A 16,287-nucleotide genomic window follows, 5' to 3' on the forward strand; every position below is an offset into this window, starting at 1 on the left:
AACGGCGCATGGTGAAGAAGCTCGTCATCTTTGTGCACAAGTGGCTGGGCGTGGTGCTGGCGCTGTTCTTCCTCATGTGGTTCGTGAGCGGGGTGGTGCTGTATTTCGTGCCGTTCCCCAGCCTGACGCAGGCCGAGCGGCTGGCGGCCTTGCCGCCGCTTCAGCTGCCTGCCGATTGCTGCCTGGCCGCGCCCGATGCCGCTCAGCGCGCGGGCTTGCGCCCGACTGGTGGCGGCGAGGCGCGGCTGGGCATGCTGGGCGATGCGCCTGTGTGGCGCATGCTGGCGGCGTCAGAGGCGGGCGCGGCCCTGCGCTGGCACACGGTGGATGCCCGCACCGGGGCCGTGGTGCCACCACTCAGCGATGCGCAGGCCGCCACCGTGGCCGAGGCCTTCAGCGGGCGCCGTGCCATGGGCACCGAATGGGTGGAGCGGGACCAGTGGACGGTGCCCCAGGGCCTGGATGCGCACCGCCCCCTGGTCAAGGTGCTGCTCGACGGCGACGATGGCCTGGAGCTGTATGTGTCAACCGGCGCCGCTGAGGTGGTGCGCGACACGCGCCGCGCAGAACGCTTCTGGAACTGGCTGGGCGCCGTGCCGCACTGGATCTACCCCACGGTGCTGCGGCAGTTCCCCAAGGCCTGGCACCACGTGGTGGTGTGGCTATCGATCCCTGGTGTGCTGTTGGCCGCCACGGGCATTGCGCTGGGTATCTGGCAGCTGTTCCTGAACCGGCGGCGCTGGATTCCCTATCAGAAGTTCTGGATGCGCTGGCACCACATCCTGGGCCTGGTGGCGGCGGTGTTCACGCTCACCTGGATGTTCTCGGGGCTGATGTCGATGAACCCCTTTGGCGTGTTTACCGGCCGCGCGGTCGACCCACAGGCGCGCACGCAATGGGCGGGGGAGGCTCCGCGCATGGTGCGCGGCCCGGCCGAGGCCGTGGCGCTGGCGGCGGCCGAGGGGCTGGTGCCGCTGGAGGTGGACACCTTGCGCATGGCCGGCCAGGCCTGGTACCGGGTGCGGGGCCAGGGGGAGGGCGTGGTGCAACGCCTGGTGCGTGCCGACGGGCCCGAGGCCACCGTGGCGCAGGCCGTGCCCGATGCAGCGGTACTGGCTGCCCTGCAGGGCCTGCGCCCGGGCATGCCAGCGCCGAGCATTGAACAAGTCACCCAGTACGACGGCCTGTACTATGCGCGCCACCATGACGCATCCACTTCCTTCCACCGTCCGCTGCCCGTCTGGCGTGCCCACTGGGCTGAGGACGAAGTGACGGTGTACGCCGACGCTGCCTCCGCCCGCATCGTGATGCGTGCCGACGCCTCCACGCCCTGGCAGCGGTTGCTCTACAACGGACTGCACAGCCTGGACTTCGCGCCGCTGCTGGCGCGCCCGGCATTGCGTACCGGGCTGATCGTGGGGCTGTCGCTGCTGGGGGTGGCGCTGTGCATCACCTCCTGTGTGGTGGCCTGGCGTGTACTGGTGCCGCGTCGGCGGCGGGCTGCACGGTCGTCATCGGCCACCGTGCGGGCAGCGGAGGGCGCATGGACAGCCTGAGGTCCGTGCTTCTCCCCGGCACAGGTGCGGCGCTGTTCCACGTGCTCTTGTGGTGCCCGTTGCTGGCGCTGGCGGTGGATTGGTGGCTGGGCGAGCCGCCCGTGGCCTGGCACCCCGTGGTGTGGATGGGCAAGGCGCTGCAGTGGTGGGGTGACCGGCTGGCGCCCACGGCGCCTGTGGCCCGTGATATCAAGCTTTTTTGGCGCTCAGCGCTTATCTGGTGTGCGTTAGCAGCTATTGTTTTGATAGTTTCGTGGGTGGCGCAGCATCTGGTGCTGATGTTCCACGAGTTCCTGGCAGTGGCATTGCTGGCGTTGCTCCTCAAGCCGCTGCTGGCCTGGCGCATGTTGCACGACGAGGTGCTGGCGGTGGAGGTGGCACTGGGCCAGTCGCTGCCCGCCGGGCGCGCGCAGCTGGCCCGCTTGGTGAGCCGTGATGTGAGCGCGCTCACCGCCGTTCAGGTGCGCGAGTCGGCCATCGAGTCGCTGGCCGAGAACCTCAACGATTCGGTGGTGGCGCCGCTGTTCTGGTTTGCGCTGCTGGGTCTTCCGGGCGCCGCGCTGTACCGGTTTGCCAACACGGCCGATGCCATGTGGGGCTACCCCGGCATGCGCGGTGGACGCTATTGGCAATGGGCGGGCAAGTGGGCGGCGCGGGCGGACGATGTGTTGTCATGGGTACCCGCGCGCATCACGGCCTTGCTGCTGGCGGTGGTGGCCCAGGGCCTGCCGTTTTCAGCGCTGGCGCGACAGGCGCGCAAGACGCCATCCCCCAACAGCGGCTGGCCCATGGCGGCCATGGCACTGGCGTTGGGCGTGCGCCTGGCCAAGCCGGGTGTGTACACGCTGCACAGCAACGGCCGCCGGGCCGGGCCGCTCGATACGCGGCGCGCGGCGCGCCTGGGCACCCAGGTGGTTCTGGCCATGGTGCCGGTGGTGGTGGCCATCCAGCTCCTGGTGCTGGTGGCTTTTGCATGGGTGCACGCATGACATCCCCGGTTTCTTTTCCCGTGTCGGTGCCTTTGCACGGTGGGCCGGACGCTGCAGGCATCCCAGTGTTTGATTTTTCGACCAACAGCAATGCGTGCGGGCCCTGCCCTGAGGCACTGCAGGCCGTGCAGGTGGCCGACGCCACGCGGTACCCCGACCCGGCTTATACCGCGCTGCGCGAGGCCCTGGGTGCATTCCACGGCGTGGCGCCGGGCCGCATCGTGGTGGCGGCCAGTGCCAGCGAGTTCATCCACCGCATCACCGCACTCGCCGCACAGCAGGGCGCGGTGCAGGTGGCCGTGCCGCCGCACAGCTATGGCGACTATGCCCAGGCCGCGCAGGTGCGTGGGCTGGATGTGGTGCGGGGAGGTGGTGCTGCAGGGGGGGTGCAATGGGCCTGTGAGCCGTCCAGCCCTTTGGGTCTGGAAGATCCCGCAGTACGCGGTTGGCGAGAAGGCGAAGAAGGTGAAGTTGTCAGTGCTTTGCGCGTGCTCGATTGCGCGTATGTGCCTCTGCGGCTTGACGCTGAAGGCTCGTGGACCGGTGCACCGTCGCCGCGCCTGCCGTCAGTCAGCTGGCAGCTCTGGACCCCCAACAAGGCCCTGGGGTTGACGGGCGTGCGTGCGGCCTATGCCGTCGCACCGGCAGGGGGTGAGGACGCAGTGCAGGCATTGACGGCCCTGGCGCCTTCCTGGCCCGTGGGTGCCCATGGCGTAGCCTTGCTGCAGGCGTGGACAAGTCCAATGGTGCAGCAGTGGCTGGTGCACAGCCTGGGTACCCTGCGCGACTGGAAGGCACGCCAGCAGGCCCTGTGTACCGACCTTGGCTGGGCCGTGCAGGCAGGCAGCCTGGCCAACTATTTCTGCGCGCAGCCCGCCACAGCCACACTGCAGGGCGATCTGGCGGCGCTGCGCGCCAGTGGCATCAAGCTGCGGGATGCGACCTCGTTCGGGCTGCCCGGTACCGTGCGCCTGGGGGCGCTGCCACCTGATGCACAAGATGCGCTGCAGGCCGCATGGCAAGCGCTGCAGGGCCGTACCATCCCGAACAGAGTTTCAACCGGTTCAGGGGAGACCTCGTGAGAACCATCACTGTCAACCGCTACGTCACGCCGCTGCGTGAAGGTGGCTCCATGCCTGCCATCGTCGAGGGCGACGACCTGGGCACCTATGTGCTCAAGTTCCGTGGCGCAGGGCAGGGCGTGCGCGCGCTGCTGGCCGAAATCATCGCGGGCGGCATTGCCCACGCGCTGGGTCTGCCCGTGCCCGAGATCGTGCTGGCGCAGCTCGACACAGCCCTGGCGCAAACTGAGCCCGACCCCGAGATTCAGGACCTGGTCCGCGCCAGCGGTGGCCGGAACGTGGGGCTGGACTACCTCTCGGGCGCGCTCAACTTCGACCCTGCGGTGGATGTTGTGTCGGATGACTTTGCCTCGCGCCTCGTGTGGTTCGATGCGCTGGTGGGCAATGTGGACCGAACCGCACGCAACACCAACCTGCTGATGTGGCACCGCAAACCCTGGCTCATCGACCACGGCGCTGCGCTGACCTTTCACCATGCCTGGAACGGCGTGGTGGCCCAGCCTGCCAAACCCTTCGCCCCGATTGCCGACCATGTGCTGCTGGCCCAGGCCACGGCGTTGGCGCAGGTGGATGCCGAGCTGGCGGCGCGCCTTACACCCGAGGTGGTCACGGGCATCCTGGCAGAAGTGCCTGATGAGTTTCTGGCGTTGGCCGGGGCCGAGCATGCCGAAGGCCCGCTGTCGGCGCCCGCAAGCCACCGCCAGGCCTATGTGGACTACTTCTGCGCGCGCCTGGCCGGGCGTGAAACATGGGTGAATGCGGTGAAGGGAGCCGTCGATGCACGCGCCTGAGGTGTATGACTACGCCATCGTGCGCGTGGTGCCGCGCGTGGAGCGCGAGGAGTTCATCAACGCGGGGGTGATCCTCTCGTGCCAGCGCACCGGCTTTCTGCAGGCCGCCATCGCGCTCGACGAGGCGCGCCTGCTGGCCATGGACCCGCACGCCGATATCGACACCGTGCGCCGCCATCTGGCGGCCATTGTGGCCATCTGCGCGGGTGATGAAGGCTGTGGCCCGATTGCGCGCCTGCCGTACCGCCAGCGCTTCCACTGGCTCACGGCCAAGCGCAGCGCCATCATCCAGACATCCCCCGTGCACACGGGCCGTTGCACCGATGCGGCGGCAGCACTCGATCACATCATGGACCGCATGGTCCGCCCACTGCCTTGACTGAATACTCTGCTTCCAAACTGGCCCGCTGCGTGATGGTGCTGGGCACCACCAGCGGAGCTGGCAAAAGCTGGCTCACCACCGCGCTGTGCCGCTACTACAGCAACCTGGGCCTCAAGGTTGCGCCGTTCAAGGCGCAGAACATGAGCAACAACGCGCGCGTGGTATCGGGCCCGGGCGGCAGTCTGGGAGAGATCGGCAGCGCCCAGTATTTCCAGGCGCTTGCAGCCCGCGCCGAGCCCGAGGTGCGCATGAACCCGCTGCTGCTCAAGCCCGAGGCCGACACCCACAGCCAGGTCGTGCTGATGGGGCAGGTGAGTGCCGAGCTGACCGCCATGCCCTGGCGCGGCCGCAGCGAAAAGGTGTGGCCGCAGATTGCCGCTGCGCTGGATGCGCTGCGCGCTGAAAACGATGTGGTCGTGATCGAAGGGGCGGGCTCGCCCGCCGAGATCAATCTGCACGCGAGCGACATCGTGAACATGCGCGTGGCCCGCCATGCCGATGCGCGCTGCCTGCTCGTGACCGACATCGACCGGGGCGGCGCGTTCGCCCACCTGTACGGCACCTGGGCGCTTCTGCCCGAGGACGAGCGCGTGCTGATCCATGGCTTTGTGCTGAATAAGTTTCGGGGCGATGCCAGCCTGCTGGCGCCTGCGCCGCAGATGCTGCAGGACCTCACCGGCGTGCCCACCGTGGCCACCATCCCCATGCAATGGCGCCATGGTCTGCCCGAAGAGGATGGCGTGTTTGACGACCGCACGCTGTCGGTGGGCGCGGTGCACACCACGGTGGCCGTGGTGGCCTACCCGCGCATCAGCAACCTCGACGAATTCCAGCCCCTCAAGAACGTGCCCGGCGTGCGCCTGCTGTGGGCGCGCAGCGCGGCCGACCTGGGGGGGCTGAAACCCTCCGACTGGGTGGTGCTGCCGGGCTCCAAATCCACCGCCGCCGACCTGGCCTGGCTGCGCGCGCAGGGGTTGGACCAGGCCATCGCCCACCACGCAGGGCAGGGCGGCACGGTGCTGGGCGTGTGTGGTGGCCTGCAGATGCTGGGCGAGGCGCTCATCGACACGGCGGGCATCGACGGCAATGCGCCGGGCCTGGGCCTGTTGCCCCTGGTCACCACTTTCGAGGTCGCCAAGACCGTGCAGCGCACCCAGGCGCAGTTTGGTGGGGTGCAAGGGGCCTGGGCCGCGCTGGCGGGTGTGCCCGTCACCGGTTACGAAATCCACCACGGCCAGACGGCCCAGCACCCGGCCATGGCCGCCAAGGGTGATGTGGCGCGCGAGGTCATCCCCAGCATTGCGTGGCAAAACCCGGCTGGCAATGTGCTGGGCGTGTATCTGCATGGCCTGCTCGAAGACCCCGCCGCGTTGCAGGCCCTGTTTGGCCGTGCGGGCGCGGCGCCCGTGCCCACGCTCGATGTGGTGTTTGAAGGCCTGGCCCGCATGGCGGAAGCCAGCTTTGCCCCCGGTGCGCTGCAGGCGTTGATCGCGCCAGATCCGGCCACTGCCTGAGCGCTGGTGCCTTCGGCCTTCAGTCCTTCCCGTTTCTTTTTTCTTTTCGCTATCTCACACACCATGCAATCACTGGCCCAGTTCACCGTCCCCGCCATCGCTGACATCACCGATGCCCCCCTGACCGCCCGTTTGCAGCACCTGCTGGACAACAAGACCAAACCACTCGGTTCGCTGGGGCGGCTGGAAGCGCTGGCCCTGCGCATCGGCCAAGTGCTGGGCACTGAGGCCCCCGTGCTCACGCAACCGCAGATGCTGGTGTGTGCGGGCGACCACGGCCTGGCGGCCAAGGGTGTCTCGGCCTTCCCCAGCGACGTGACCTGGCAGATGGTGGAGAACTTTCTGGCCGGTGGTGCCGCAGTGAGCGTGCTGGCCCGCCAGCACGGGCTGCAGCTCACGGTGGTGGACTGTGGTGTGGCGCGCACCATTGCCGCGCGCGATACGGCACCCGGTGCACCGCGCCTGCTGGTGCGCAATGTGGCGCCAGGCACCCAGGATGCTTCGGTCGGCCCTGCCATGGCGCCTGAGCAATGTGCACAGGCCTTGCTCAACGGCATGGAGGTGGTGCGCGGCCTGCCGGGCAATGCTCTACTGCTGGGCGAGATGGGCATTGGCAACACCTCGGTGGCCTCGCTGTTGCTGGCGCGGTTGGCCGGGCTGCCCCTGGCCGAGGTGACCGGTGCCGGCACGGGCCTGGATGCGGCCGGTATCGAGCGCAAACGCGCCGTGCTGCAGCAGGCGCTGGACGCGAATGCCGACGCCACCACACCGCTGGCCGCATTGGCCGCGTTGGGCGGCTATGAGGTGGCGACCTTGGTGGGCGCGGTGCTGCAGGCTGCCACGGAGCGCCGCGTGATTGTGGTGGACGGCTTCATCACCAGCGCCGCCGTGCTGGTGGCCAGCCGCTTGCAGCCTGCGGTGCTGCAGCGCTGCGTGTTTGCCCACCGCTCGGGCGAGCGGGGGCACACCCTGATGCTGGCACAGATGCAAGCCGAACCACTGCTGGACCTGGGGCTGCGTCTGGGTGAAGGCTCGGGTGCTGCGCTGGCTTGGCCGCTGCTGCAATCGGCCTGTGCGGTGCTGGCCGAGATGGCGAGTTTTGAATCGGCTGGTGTGGCCACTCAGACAGTCTGACCCTACCGGGCATCGCCGCGCTTTCAGGCCACGCTGGTTTGGTTGCGGCCCTGTGCCTTGGCGCGGTACAGCGCCGCATCGGCACGCGACAGCATGGCATCCAGCGTTTCGTGCGATCCCGTCCAGCTGGTGAGCCCAATGCTCACCTGGCAGTCCAGCGCATGTCCGGTGGCCAGCGTGGCGTGGATGCGCTGGGCTACGCCCATGGCAGCTGCCGTGTCCGCGCCTGGCAGCAGCACCAGAAACTCCTCACCCCCGTACCGCCCCAGCCGATCTGCGCGGCGCAGCACCTGACGGGTGCACTCTGCAAAGTGCACCAGCACGGCGTCACCGTGCTGGTGGCCTCGGGTGTCGTTCACGGCCTTGAAGTTGTCCAGGTCCACCATCATGAGGGACGGGCCATTGCCGTAGCGCTGCGCCCGCTCCAGCTCGTCCTCGCAGCGTTGCAGCAGGGCACGGCGGTTCAGCGTGTTGGTCAGGGAGTCGTGGGTGGCCAGGTGCTCAAGCTCGGTGCGCAGGCGGTCGGTGGCCATGAGCACCGCCCCGATGGACAGCATGAGCACTGTGATCACATAGGCCCCGATATACAGCGTCTGGAACAGTGAGGGCTCCATCAGGTCTGCGCCGGCATTCCCGGTCACGATCGAGACCAGCCGCATGGCCAGCACCACCATATGCAAGGCGAGCACCACCTCCACCAGCCGCACCGGAAAGTTGCGCCCTCCGTGGCGCAGCATGAAGCGCATCTGTGCGAAGTAGATCATCCCCATGACCACCGTGAAGAAACCGACCCGCAGCGCATAGTGGGGCACCCAGTAGGTGAGCACAATGAACACGAGGGTGGTGCCCACCATCAGCCAGTTCCAGTGGCGCCACGTGGTTGGCTGCCCCATGAAGCTTCGGGTGCCCATGTAGTAGGTCACCGTGCCCAACACCAACAACTGGTTAGCCAGCACCAGGCTGAGCCAGTCCGGGATGGCGCCACGCGCACCGAAGAGCACGGTGGACGCGAGCCACAGCAGCGGCGCTGCAGCCCAAGCACCCACGCCCCGGATCGACGGCGGGTAATAGCGCCGCATGAAAAGCAGCACGATGGCCATGATGGCGGACATGAAGCCCGCCATGGCGATCATGGAGCGTGGGTCGAGGTTCATGCGGCGGAAAAGGGGGTGGTGCGCCTACGTAAGAAATTGTTTCTTGGGCCCAAGGCCAGTATAGCCACGCACCTGCTCCCGCCGGTACGGTGATTTACTGCACCACAAAGACTGCTGTGCGGACCCTTGGGGTGCAGGCGCATCGTCCTGTTGGTGCAGTCGTGCACGGTACTGGTGCATTTTGTGTGCAAATAGGCAAATACATTGTGTACAAAGTTGGCATAGGGTTTGCGTACATCCTCACCATGCAAGCCCCAACCCCTGCGCAGACCCCTGCCGCCATCGAGATCATTGCGCTGACCAAACGCTATGCCCACGGCAAACCGGCGGTCGATGCCATCAACCTGCGCATTGCCAGCGGCAGCTACTGCTGCCTGCTGGGCCCCTCGGGCTGCGGCAAGAGCACCACGCTGCGCATGATCGCCGGGCACGAGTCGGTGACCAGCGGCGACATACTGCTCGAGAACCGCAACATCACCGACCTGCCCGCAGCCGCGCGCGGCACGGCCATGATGTTCCAGAGCTTTGCGCTGTTCCCGCACCTCTCGGCGCTGGACAACGTGGCGTTCAGCCTCAAGATGAAGGGCGTGGCCAAGGCCGAGCGCCAGGCCAAGGCGCGCGACCTGCTCGAGCGCGTGGCCATGGGCCACCTGGCCGAGCGCAAGCCGGCCGAGCTGTCGGGCGGGCAGCAGCAGCGCGTGGCGCTGGCGCGCGCCCTGATCACCCAGCCGCGCGTGCTGCTGCTGGACGAACCCCTTTCGGCGCTCGACCCGTTCCTGCGCATCCAGATGCGCGCCGAGCTGCGCCGCTGGCAAAAAGAGCTGGGCCTGACCTTCATCCACGTGACCCACTCGCAGGAGGAGGCCATGGCCCTGGCCGACACCATGGTGGTGATGAACCACGGCGTGATCGAGCAGGTGGGATCGCCGCACGAGGTCTACAACCGCCCCGCCAGCGAATTCGTGGTGCGCTTCATGGGCGGCCACAACGTGATCGATGCGCCTGAAGGCAAGGTCGGCGTGCGCACCGACCACCTGCAGGTGCTGCCGCAGGGCGCGCCGCTGCCCTGGGGTGCCCAGCACATGCAGGCCGTGGTGACCGACGTGGAGTACCAGGGCACCTATGTGCTGCTGGGCCTGCAAAAGCAGGGCGTGGCGCTGTCGGCCAACGCCACGGCCGCCTATTCGGTGATGGTCTCCGAAGCCGCCTTTGCGGCCCAGCCGTATGCGGTGGGGCAGGGCGTGCAACTGCACTGGACGCCCGAGCAGGCCCACCCCCTCTACGCCCGTGCGGCGCCTGCGCCGGCACCCGTGGCGACGGCCACTGCGCAGGCCGTGCCGGCCTGAGCCCGTATTTATTTGTTGTCCGCTGTCTGTCTGTTCGTTTTCAACCCCTCCACTTTGCAAACCAAGGAGCTTTCCCATGTCCGACGACTCTCGTGCTGATTCCCCCGCTGTTGCCGCATCCGACACCTCCGGCGGCGTGCAGCGCCGCTCGCTGCTCAAGGGCACGGCAGGCATCCTGGCCGCAGGCGTGTTCCCAGCCGTCCATTCGCAGGAGAAGATCGTGCTGCGCTACCTGGGCACGGCGGTGAACCAGGACAAGGCCATTGCCGAAAAATTCAAGGCCGACACCGGCATCGAGATCCAGTACGTGGCCGTGACCACGGACGACGTGACCAAGCGCGCCGTGACCGCGCCCAACAGTTTCGATCTGATCGACACGGAGTACTTCTCGCTCAAGAAGATCGTGCCCACGGGCAACCTGAAAGGCATCGACACCAAGCGCATCAAGAACGCCGACAAGATCACCACGCTGTTCACCAACGGCATGGTGGCCGGCAAGGCCGTGGGCGACCAGGGCACGGCGCCCAAGAAGGTGATCTACCTGGAGGGCGAAAAGTCCAAGAAGTTCGCGACCGCGCCCACGCAGTTCATGTCGCTGATTCCCACCGTATACAACGCCGACACGCTGGGCATCCGCCCCGACCTGATCAAGCGCCCCATCAACTCCTGGGCCGAGCTTTTGAACCCCGAGTTCAAGGGCAAGACCGCCATCCTGAACATCCCCTCCATCGGCATCATGGACGCCGCCATGGTGGTCGAGGCCATGGGCATCTACAAGTACCCCGACAAGGGCAACATGACCAAGAAGGAGATCGACCTCACGATCAAGACCCTGATCGAAGCCAAGAAGCAGGGCCAGTTCCGCGCGCTGTGGAAGGATTTCAACGAGTCGGTGAACCTGATGGCGTCGGGCGAAGTGGTGATCCAGTCGATGTGGAGCCCGGCCGTCACCGCCGTGCGCACCAAGGGCATCGCCTGCAACTTCCAGCCGCTGAAGGAAGGCTACCGCGCCTGGGCTGCAGGCTTCGGCCTGCCGGCCACATTGAGCGGCCGCAAGCTCGATGGCGCGTACGAGTTCATCAACTGGTTCCTCGACGGCTGGGCCGGTGCCTACCTGAACCGCCAGGGCTACTACAGCGCCGTGCTGGAAACCGCCAAGTCCAAGATGGAAGCCTACGAGTGGGCCTACTGGATGGAAGGCAAGCCCGCCACGCAGGACATCAAGAGCCCCAATGGCGACGTGCTGGCCAAGACCGGCGCGGTTCGCGACGGCGGCAGCTACGAAGCGCGCATGGGCGGCATCGCCTGCTGGAACGCCTTGATGGACGAAAACAACTACATGGTCCAGAAATGGAATGAATTCGTCGCGGCGTAGAGAGTTCACCCCCTGAGGCGCTGCGCGCCTTCACCCCCCTCCCGAACCGCTGCGCGGTTCGGGAGGGGGACGCCCCCGGTGCGGCGGGGCGGCCCTTGCACGGGGGCACTGGCCTCTGGCAGCGCCAGTTTCAAGGATTGAGACGAAACGCCGAGCAGTGGATACCTGATACCGATTGTTTGCAAACACCATGAGCACCACCACAACACCGTCTCTGCCATCGAGCGCCGCCCCCGGGCGCGGCATTGCCGCCTGGTGGCAGGCCGCGCCGTTCACGCTGGTGTTCGCGCTGTTCTTCCTGGTTCCACTGGCGCTGATCGTGATGGTCAGCTTCTGGGACTTCAATGAGTACGAGCTGTTGCCCGGCTTCACGTTCAAGAACTACGTGTCGATCTTCGCGGGCTGTGGTGATGCGTCAGACGGCCTGTGCGTCACGCTCAAGACCTACTACTCCACGCTCAAGTTCAGTTTTCTCGTGTGGCTGATCACGCTGGTGATCGGCTTCACCGTGGCCTATTTCCTGGCCTTTCATGTGCGCTCGTCGGGCATGCAGACGCTGCTGTTCGTGCTGTGCACCATCCCGTTCTGGACCTCCAACGTGATCCGCATGATCTCGTGGGTGCCGCTGCTGGGGCGCAACGGGTTGGTGAACCAGACCCTGGTGGGGGCCGGGCTGGTCGATCAGCCCATCGAATGGCTGCTGTTCTCGGACTTCTCGGTGGTGCTGGCCTTCGTGCACCTGTACACCATGTTCATGATCGTGCCCATCTTCAACAGCATGATGCGCATCGACCGCAGCCTCATCGAGGCCGCCAGCGACAGCGGCGCCAGCGGCTGGCAGACGCTGTGGAACGTGATCGTGCCGCTGTCGCGCACCGGCATCATCATCGGGTCCATCTTCGTGATCACCATCGTCATGGGCGACTTCGTCACCATCGGCGTGATGGGCGGGCAGCAGATCGCCTCCATCGGCAAGATCATCCAGGTGCAGACGTCGTACCTGCAGTTCCCACTGGCGGCGGCCAACGCGGTGATCCTGCTGGCGGTGGTGCTGATGATCATCTGGGGCCTCACTCGTCTGGTCGATATCCGAAAGGAGCTGTGATGGCAAACCGCATCCGCGAATCCCGCCCCGCCAGCTTCTGGCTGCTGGCCATCGTGTTCAGCCTGTTCGTGCTGTTCATGTACGGGCCTATGTTCGTCATCTTCATCCTGAGCTTCCAGGGCCCCGAGGGCGGATTGACCTTCCCCATGCGCGGCGTGTCGCTGCACTGGTTCTACAAGCTGGCCGAGGGCCTGGGCGTGGTGGACATCGGCGCGGCGCTGTGGCGCTCGCTGGGCCTGGGCGTGGCGGTGATGCTGTGCACGGTGGTGCTGTCGGTGCTGGCGGGCCTGGCCTTTCGCAAGCGGCTGGCGGGCGGCAACACGCTGTTCTTCATCGTCGTGGCCAGCCTCATCATGCCGTCCATCATCGTCTCGTTGGGCATCGGGCTGGAGTTCCGGCTCATCGACAACGGCATCAAGGCGGCCCTCGAATGGCTGGGCATGGAAAGCACGCTCGAAGGCTACGGCACCTCGCTGGGCCTGTTCACCTCGGCCCTGGGCGCGCACCTGACCTGGACGCTGCCGTTTGGCCTGCTCATCATGTTCGCGGTGTTCAACCGCTTCAACCCGGCGTACGAAGAGGCTGCGCGGGACCTGGGCGCCACACCCTGGCAGGGTTTTTCCCATGTGGTGCTGCCGCTGATCGCGCCCTCGGTCGTGGGCATCGGCATGTTCGGCTTCACGCTCAGTTGGGATGAGATCGCCCGCACCTCACAGGCCATCGGCGATGTGAACACGCTGCCGCTGGAGCTGCAGGGCCTGACCAGCACGGTGACCACGCCGTCGATCTACGCGTTGGGCACGCTGACCACGGTGGTGTCGTTCATCGTCATGGGCATCACGCTGGCGCTGGTGTGGGCTTTGGGCCGCAGGCGCAAAGGTCGTTCGGGGTAAAAACGGCACCCTTATGACGACCACCATTCCCAAGCCCCGGCGCGCACGCGCTGCGGCCGCCGAACCGACCGCTCAGCCCGAGGCCCCAGGCCAGCTCAGCGACAACGATATGTACGACCGCATGGTGTCGGCCATCCTCGACCACCGGCTACCACCCGGCACCAAGCTGGTGGAGGACAAGCTGGCGGCGGCCTTTGGCGTGTCGCGCACGCGCGTACGGCCCGTGCTGGTGCGGCTGGCCAATGAGCAAGTGGTCACGCTCACGCCCAACCGTGGCGCATCCATTGCCCAGCCCACGCCGCAGGAGGCGCTGGAAGTGTTCGAGGCCCGCCGCCTGCTGGAGCCACGTTTGGTGGAGCTGTTCATCGCCAACGCCACCGATGCCGACATCGCCGCGCTGCGCACCTGCATCGACGACGAAGAGGCCGCCCGCGCCAGTGGCGACATGCGGCGTGCCATCCGCCTGTCGGGCGACTTTCACCTGCACATCGCGCAGGCCGCCGGGCACCAGACGCTCGGGCGCATCCTGCGCGAGCTGGTGTCGCGCACCTCGCTCATCCTCATGACCTACAGCCCGAGCCACGCGCAGACCCGCGAAGAGGCCACGGCCTGCGGCTGCCGCGAGCACCGCGCGCTGATCGACGCCATCCGCCTGCGCGACGCGCGCGAGGCGCCCCGCCTCATGCTGGCGCATCTGGCGCGCATCGAAACGCAGCTGGAGTTCACCCCGCCGGCCAGCGATGTGCCCGATCTCGCGCAACTCCTGGGCGCGTGAATCCCGACACCTCGCCATGCGCCAGCTGCTCGTCATCAACCCCAACACCTCGGCCAGCGTCAGCGCCTTGCTCCAGCGGCATGTGCAGGCAGCCGCAGGCTCGCATGTGGCGGTGCGCACGGCCACGGCGCGTTTTGGCGCCCCCTACATCGCCTGCGAGGCCAGCTACGCGGTGGCGGCGCATGCGGCGCTGGATGCCTGGGCGCATGACCTGGTGCAACCCCAGCCCCGACCCGATGCCGTGCTGATCGGCTGCTTTGGCGACCCGGGCCTGATGGCCTTGCGTGAAAGTTGCCCTGTACCAGTGACCGGCCTGGCCGAGGCCTCCTTCATCGAAGCCGCGCGCCATGGGCGGTATGCCATCGTCACGGGAGGCGAGCGCTGGGGCCCCATGCTGCAGCGCCTCGCGCAGGCGCTGGGCCACGCGCATGGGCTCGCGGGCATCCACACGGTGGCCCCGACAGGCGCCCAGCTGGCGGCAGACCCAGAGGCCGCGCGCGCGTTGCTGACCCAGGCCTGCCGCGACGTGGTGCGGCAGATGGGCGTGCAGGCGGTGATTCTGGGCGGAGCGGGGCTGGCCGGCATGGCCGCTGCGGTGCAGCCCCAGGTGGCCGTGCCGGTGATCGATAGTGTGGTGGCCGGTGCCACCTGGGCCCTGCGGGCCCACCCCGTGCCGCCAGAGCGCAAAGTGCCCGGCTTCGATGTGGCATGGGCGGGGGTGTCGGGGGAGATGGCGGCCTTGGGCACAGCCGGGGTTGTTTGACACTGCTGGGCAGACCACCTGGTCTACGACGGCACTGGGAGGGCCGTTGGCTCTCAAGTTATACGTATTTTTGGCATCTGGCGCTTATCCAGTAAGCGTGAGTAGCTATAAAAATAGAAGCAGCCTGCGTTCAAGGCGCCAGTGTCTTCGGCTGGTAGTCGCAATACTCACTCACCACACACTCCCAGCAGCGCGGCTTGCGTGCCTGGCACACATAGCGGCCCAGCAGGATGAGCCAGTGGTGCGAATCCACTGCGTAGGCTGCAGGCACGCGCTTCATCAGCTGCATCTCCACCGCCAGCGGGTTCTTGCCGGGCGCCAGGCCCGTGCGGTTGCTCACGCGAAAGATGTGTGTGTCCACCGCCATGGTAGGTTCGCCGAAGGCCACATTCAGCACCACATTGGCCGTCTTACGGCCCACGCCGGGCAGGGCTTCAAGTTCCTCCCGGGTGCGCGGAACTACGCCACCGTGCTGCTGCACCAGGATGCGGCAGGTTTCCATCAGATGCTTGGCCTTGCTTTTGTACAGGCCGATGGTTTTGATGTAGCCCTCCAGCCCGTCAATCCCCAGGTCCAGGATGGCCTGCGGCGTGCCCGCTACGGGGAAGAGTTTGCGTGTGGCCTTGTTCACGCCCACGTCGGTGGCTTGGGCCGACAGCAGCACCGCGGCCAGCAGCTCGAACGCGGTGGTGTATTCCAGCTCCGTGTTGGGCATCGGGTTGGCCGCCTTCAGGGTGGCGAAGAAGGGTTCGATCTGCGCGGTCTTCATGGGAAACGTGGGTTGGGTGCGAGTGGTAGGTGCGGCATTGTCCCGTGCTGCCCTGCAGAATTCCCAGGAACTTGCGCGCGGCGGCTAGCGGCGGCGCGCCAGCTCAGCGTCTGCGGTCACGCCGTGCGCTGCACCGCCAGGCACAGCCAGCAGGGAAACGCGCCCGTGGCAGGGTTGACGGCGAAGTGCTCGTCATAGACCTCGATGGCGGGCCGTGGGGCAACCTCCCAGCCTGCGGGGATCTGCCCCGGGGCTACCATGCCCGCCCAGGCCGCACCGATCTCGGGCCCGGTGCCGACGAACTGCAAACAGGCGTAGTCGCCACCCGGAAAGTCCTGCACCAGGGCCTCGGTGCCCGTGCGCAGCCCGACGCCCACCTGCACGCAGGCGTCATAGCGGCATTGCTCGGGCGGCGTGCACGCGGGGTTGTCGTGGCTGATGCCGTAGTACTTGGGGCGTGGCTCGCTCAGGCCGCGATCACTGCACCACTGGCCAAAGCGCTCCCAAAGCTGCGTGAGGGCCGGGCCGTAAGGGCCGGTCTGGCGCATGTAGGCGAGGCGCATGGCGGGCAACTGGCGGATTTCTAGGGGCATGGTGGTTTGCCTGAGAAGGATTGAGGGACGGTGGGGGACAGGGCTACAAGTCTAAGCCGCAGGAAA

The 16,287-nt window shown here is 67.0% G+C and carries 16 protein-coding genes; 13 read left to right on the forward strand and 3 right to left on the reverse strand.

The window, feature by feature from the left end:
- The first annotated feature begins 8 nt into the window (after positions 1 to 8).
- The 7 genes from ARADN35_RS0107515 to cobT all read left to right on the forward strand — a co-directional run bounded on the left by ARADN35_RS0107515 (position 9) and on the right by cobT (position 7,448).
- Entirely contained in the window at positions 9 to 1,556 is a 1,548-nt protein-coding gene (locus ARADN35_RS0107515; RefSeq protein ID WP_010460708.1) for a PepSY domain-containing protein, read from the forward strand.
- Positions 1,544 to 2,545 carry an adenosylcobinamide-phosphate synthase CbiB gene (gene cbiB, locus ARADN35_RS0107520; RefSeq protein WP_010460710.1) on the forward strand — a complete coding sequence of 334 codons (1,002 nt, stop codon included), beginning with the start codon at positions 1,544 to 1,546 and terminating at the stop codon, positions 2,543 to 2,545. The genes ARADN35_RS0107515 and cbiB overlap by 13 nt, the downstream gene beginning before the upstream one ends.
- The gene (locus ARADN35_RS26025; RefSeq protein ID WP_244265857.1) at positions 2,542 to 3,627 is read left to right on the forward strand and encodes an aminotransferase class I/II-fold pyridoxal phosphate-dependent enzyme; all 1,086 of its coding nucleotides are present in this window, start codon (positions 2,542 to 2,544) and stop codon (positions 3,625 to 3,627) included. The genes cbiB and ARADN35_RS26025 overlap by 4 nt, the downstream gene beginning before the upstream one ends.
- Positions 3,624 to 4,418, forward strand: a complete 795-nt coding sequence (locus tag ARADN35_RS0107530; RefSeq protein WP_010460714.1) for a HipA family kinase — start codon at positions 3,624 to 3,626, stop codon at positions 4,416 to 4,418. Before ARADN35_RS26025 ends, ARADN35_RS0107530 begins: the two co-directional genes overlap by 4 nt.
- Positions 4,405 to 4,797, forward strand: coding sequence for a DUF3037 domain-containing protein (locus ARADN35_RS0107535; protein WP_010460716.1), 393 nt, complete (start codon positions 4,405 to 4,407; stop codon positions 4,795 to 4,797). Before ARADN35_RS0107530 ends, ARADN35_RS0107535 begins: the two co-directional genes overlap by 14 nt.
- Positions 4,798 to 4,832: 35 nt before the next feature.
- Entirely contained in the window at positions 4,833 to 6,314 is a 1,482-nt protein-coding gene (locus ARADN35_RS0107540; RefSeq protein ID WP_029413664.1) for a cobyric acid synthase, read from the forward strand.
- 63 nt (positions 6,315 to 6,377) lie between these two features.
- On the forward strand, positions 6,378 to 7,448 hold the full coding sequence (cobT, locus tag ARADN35_RS0107545) for a nicotinate-nucleotide--dimethylbenzimidazole phosphoribosyltransferase (RefSeq protein ID WP_010460720.1): 1,071 nt from the start codon (positions 6,378 to 6,380) through the stop codon (positions 7,446 to 7,448).
- Positions 7,449 to 7,471: 23 nt separating this feature from the next.
- Here the strand turns inward: cobT and ARADN35_RS0107550 are convergent, their stop codons facing one another.
- The gene (locus tag ARADN35_RS0107550; RefSeq protein ID WP_010460723.1) at positions 7,472 to 8,581 is read right to left on the reverse strand and encodes a GGDEF domain-containing protein; all 1,110 of its coding nucleotides are present in this window, start codon (positions 8,579 to 8,581) and stop codon (positions 7,472 to 7,474) included.
- A 266-nt stretch (positions 8,582 to 8,847) separates the two neighbouring features.
- Here ARADN35_RS0107550 and ARADN35_RS0107555 point away from each other — a divergent pair, with 266 nt between their 5' ends.
- From ARADN35_RS0107555 to ARADN35_RS0107580, 6 genes are all read left to right on the forward strand, one after another.
- A complete protein-coding gene (locus tag ARADN35_RS0107555; RefSeq protein WP_035197339.1) occupies positions 8,848 to 9,948 on the forward strand; it encodes an ABC transporter ATP-binding protein in 1,101 nt (366 codons plus the stop codon).
- A gap of 76 nt (positions 9,949 to 10,024) precedes the next feature.
- The gene (locus ARADN35_RS0107560) at positions 10,025 to 11,323 is read left to right on the forward strand and encodes an ABC transporter substrate-binding protein (protein ID WP_010460726.1); all 1,299 of its coding nucleotides are present in this window, start codon (positions 10,025 to 10,027) and stop codon (positions 11,321 to 11,323) included.
- A 190-nt stretch (positions 11,324 to 11,513) separates the two neighbouring features.
- Positions 11,514 to 12,428, forward strand: a complete 915-nt coding sequence (locus tag ARADN35_RS0107565; protein WP_029413666.1) for an ABC transporter permease — start codon at positions 11,514 to 11,516, stop codon at positions 12,426 to 12,428.
- Positions 12,428 to 13,321, forward strand: a complete 894-nt coding sequence (locus ARADN35_RS0107570; protein WP_010460730.1) for an ABC transporter permease — start codon at positions 12,428 to 12,430, stop codon at positions 13,319 to 13,321. The genes ARADN35_RS0107565 and ARADN35_RS0107570 overlap by 1 nt, the downstream gene beginning before the upstream one ends.
- Positions 13,322 to 13,334: 13 nt before the next feature.
- A complete protein-coding gene (locus ARADN35_RS0107575) occupies positions 13,335 to 14,096 on the forward strand; it encodes a GntR family transcriptional regulator (RefSeq protein ID WP_010460732.1) in 762 nt (253 codons plus the stop codon).
- A 16-nt stretch (positions 14,097 to 14,112) separates the two neighbouring features.
- Complete coding sequence (locus ARADN35_RS0107580; RefSeq protein ID WP_029413667.1) at positions 14,113 to 14,859, forward strand: aspartate/glutamate racemase family protein; 747 nt, start codon at positions 14,113 to 14,115, stop codon at positions 14,857 to 14,859.
- A 130-nt stretch (positions 14,860 to 14,989) separates the two neighbouring features.
- Here ARADN35_RS0107580 and nth read toward each other — a convergent pair whose 3' ends face one another.
- Both nth and ARADN35_RS0107590 read right to left on the reverse strand, forming a co-directional pair.
- Positions 14,990 to 15,628: an endonuclease III gene (nth, locus tag ARADN35_RS0107585; protein WP_010460737.1), complete on the reverse strand. Its 639-nt coding sequence runs from the start codon at positions 15,626 to 15,628 to the stop codon at positions 14,990 to 14,992.
- 116 nt (positions 15,629 to 15,744) lie between these two features.
- Positions 15,745 to 16,221 (reverse strand): AraC family transcriptional regulator, encoded by a 477-nt coding sequence (locus tag ARADN35_RS0107590; protein ID WP_010460740.1) that lies wholly within the window; start codon positions 16,219 to 16,221, stop codon positions 15,745 to 15,747.
- Between the last annotated feature and the right edge of the window lie 66 nt (positions 16,222 to 16,287).

The sequence above is a fragment of the Acidovorax radicis N35 genome (assembly GCF_000204195.1).
GTDB classification, from domain to species: Bacteria; Pseudomonadota; Gammaproteobacteria; order Burkholderiales; family Burkholderiaceae_C; genus Acidovorax; species Acidovorax radicis.

Coding starts and splice junctions, on each gene's coding strand:
- ARADN35_RS0107580 (WP_029413667.1), top strand. CDS start 14,113: ATGCGCCAGCTGCTCGTCATCAACCCCAACACCTCGGCCAGCGTCAGC.
- ARADN35_RS0107515 (WP_010460708.1), top strand. CDS start 9: ATGGTGAAGAAGCTCGTCATCTTTGTGCACAAGTGGCTGGGCGTGGTG.
- ARADN35_RS0107560 (WP_010460726.1), top strand. CDS start 10,025: ATGTCCGACGACTCTCGTGCTGATTCCCCCGCTGTTGCCGCATCCGAC.
- ARADN35_RS0107575 (WP_010460732.1), top strand. CDS start 13,335: ATGACGACCACCATTCCCAAGCCCCGGCGCGCACGCGCTGCGGCCGCC.
- ARADN35_RS0107535 (WP_010460716.1), top strand. CDS start 4,405: ATGCACGCGCCTGAGGTGTATGACTACGCCATCGTGCGCGTGGTGCCG.
- cbiB (WP_010460710.1), top strand. CDS start 1,544: ATGGACAGCCTGAGGTCCGTGCTTCTCCCCGGCACAGGTGCGGCGCTG.
- ARADN35_RS0107590 (WP_010460740.1), bottom strand. CDS start 16,221: ATGCCCCTAGAAATCCGCCAGTTGCCCGCCATGCGCCTCGCCTACATG.
- ARADN35_RS0107570 (WP_010460730.1), top strand. CDS start 12,428: ATGGCAAACCGCATCCGCGAATCCCGCCCCGCCAGCTTCTGGCTGCTG.
- ARADN35_RS0107565 (WP_029413666.1), top strand. CDS start 11,514: ATGAGCACCACCACAACACCGTCTCTGCCATCGAGCGCCGCCCCCGGG.
- nth (WP_010460737.1), bottom strand. CDS start 15,628: ATGAAGACCGCGCAGATCGAACCCTTCTTCGCCACCCTGAAGGCGGCC.
- ARADN35_RS0107550 (WP_010460723.1), bottom strand. CDS start 8,581: ATGATCGCCATGGCGGGCTTCATGTCCGCCATCATGGCCATCGTGCTG.
- ARADN35_RS0107555 (WP_035197339.1), top strand. CDS start 8,848: ATGCAAGCCCCAACCCCTGCGCAGACCCCTGCCGCCATCGAGATCATT.
- cobT (WP_010460720.1), top strand. CDS start 6,378: ATGCAATCACTGGCCCAGTTCACCGTCCCCGCCATCGCTGACATCACC.
- ARADN35_RS26025 (WP_244265857.1), top strand. CDS start 2,542: ATGACATCCCCGGTTTCTTTTCCCGTGTCGGTGCCTTTGCACGGTGGG.
- ARADN35_RS0107540 (WP_029413664.1), top strand. CDS start 4,833: ATGGTGCTGGGCACCACCAGCGGAGCTGGCAAAAGCTGGCTCACCACC.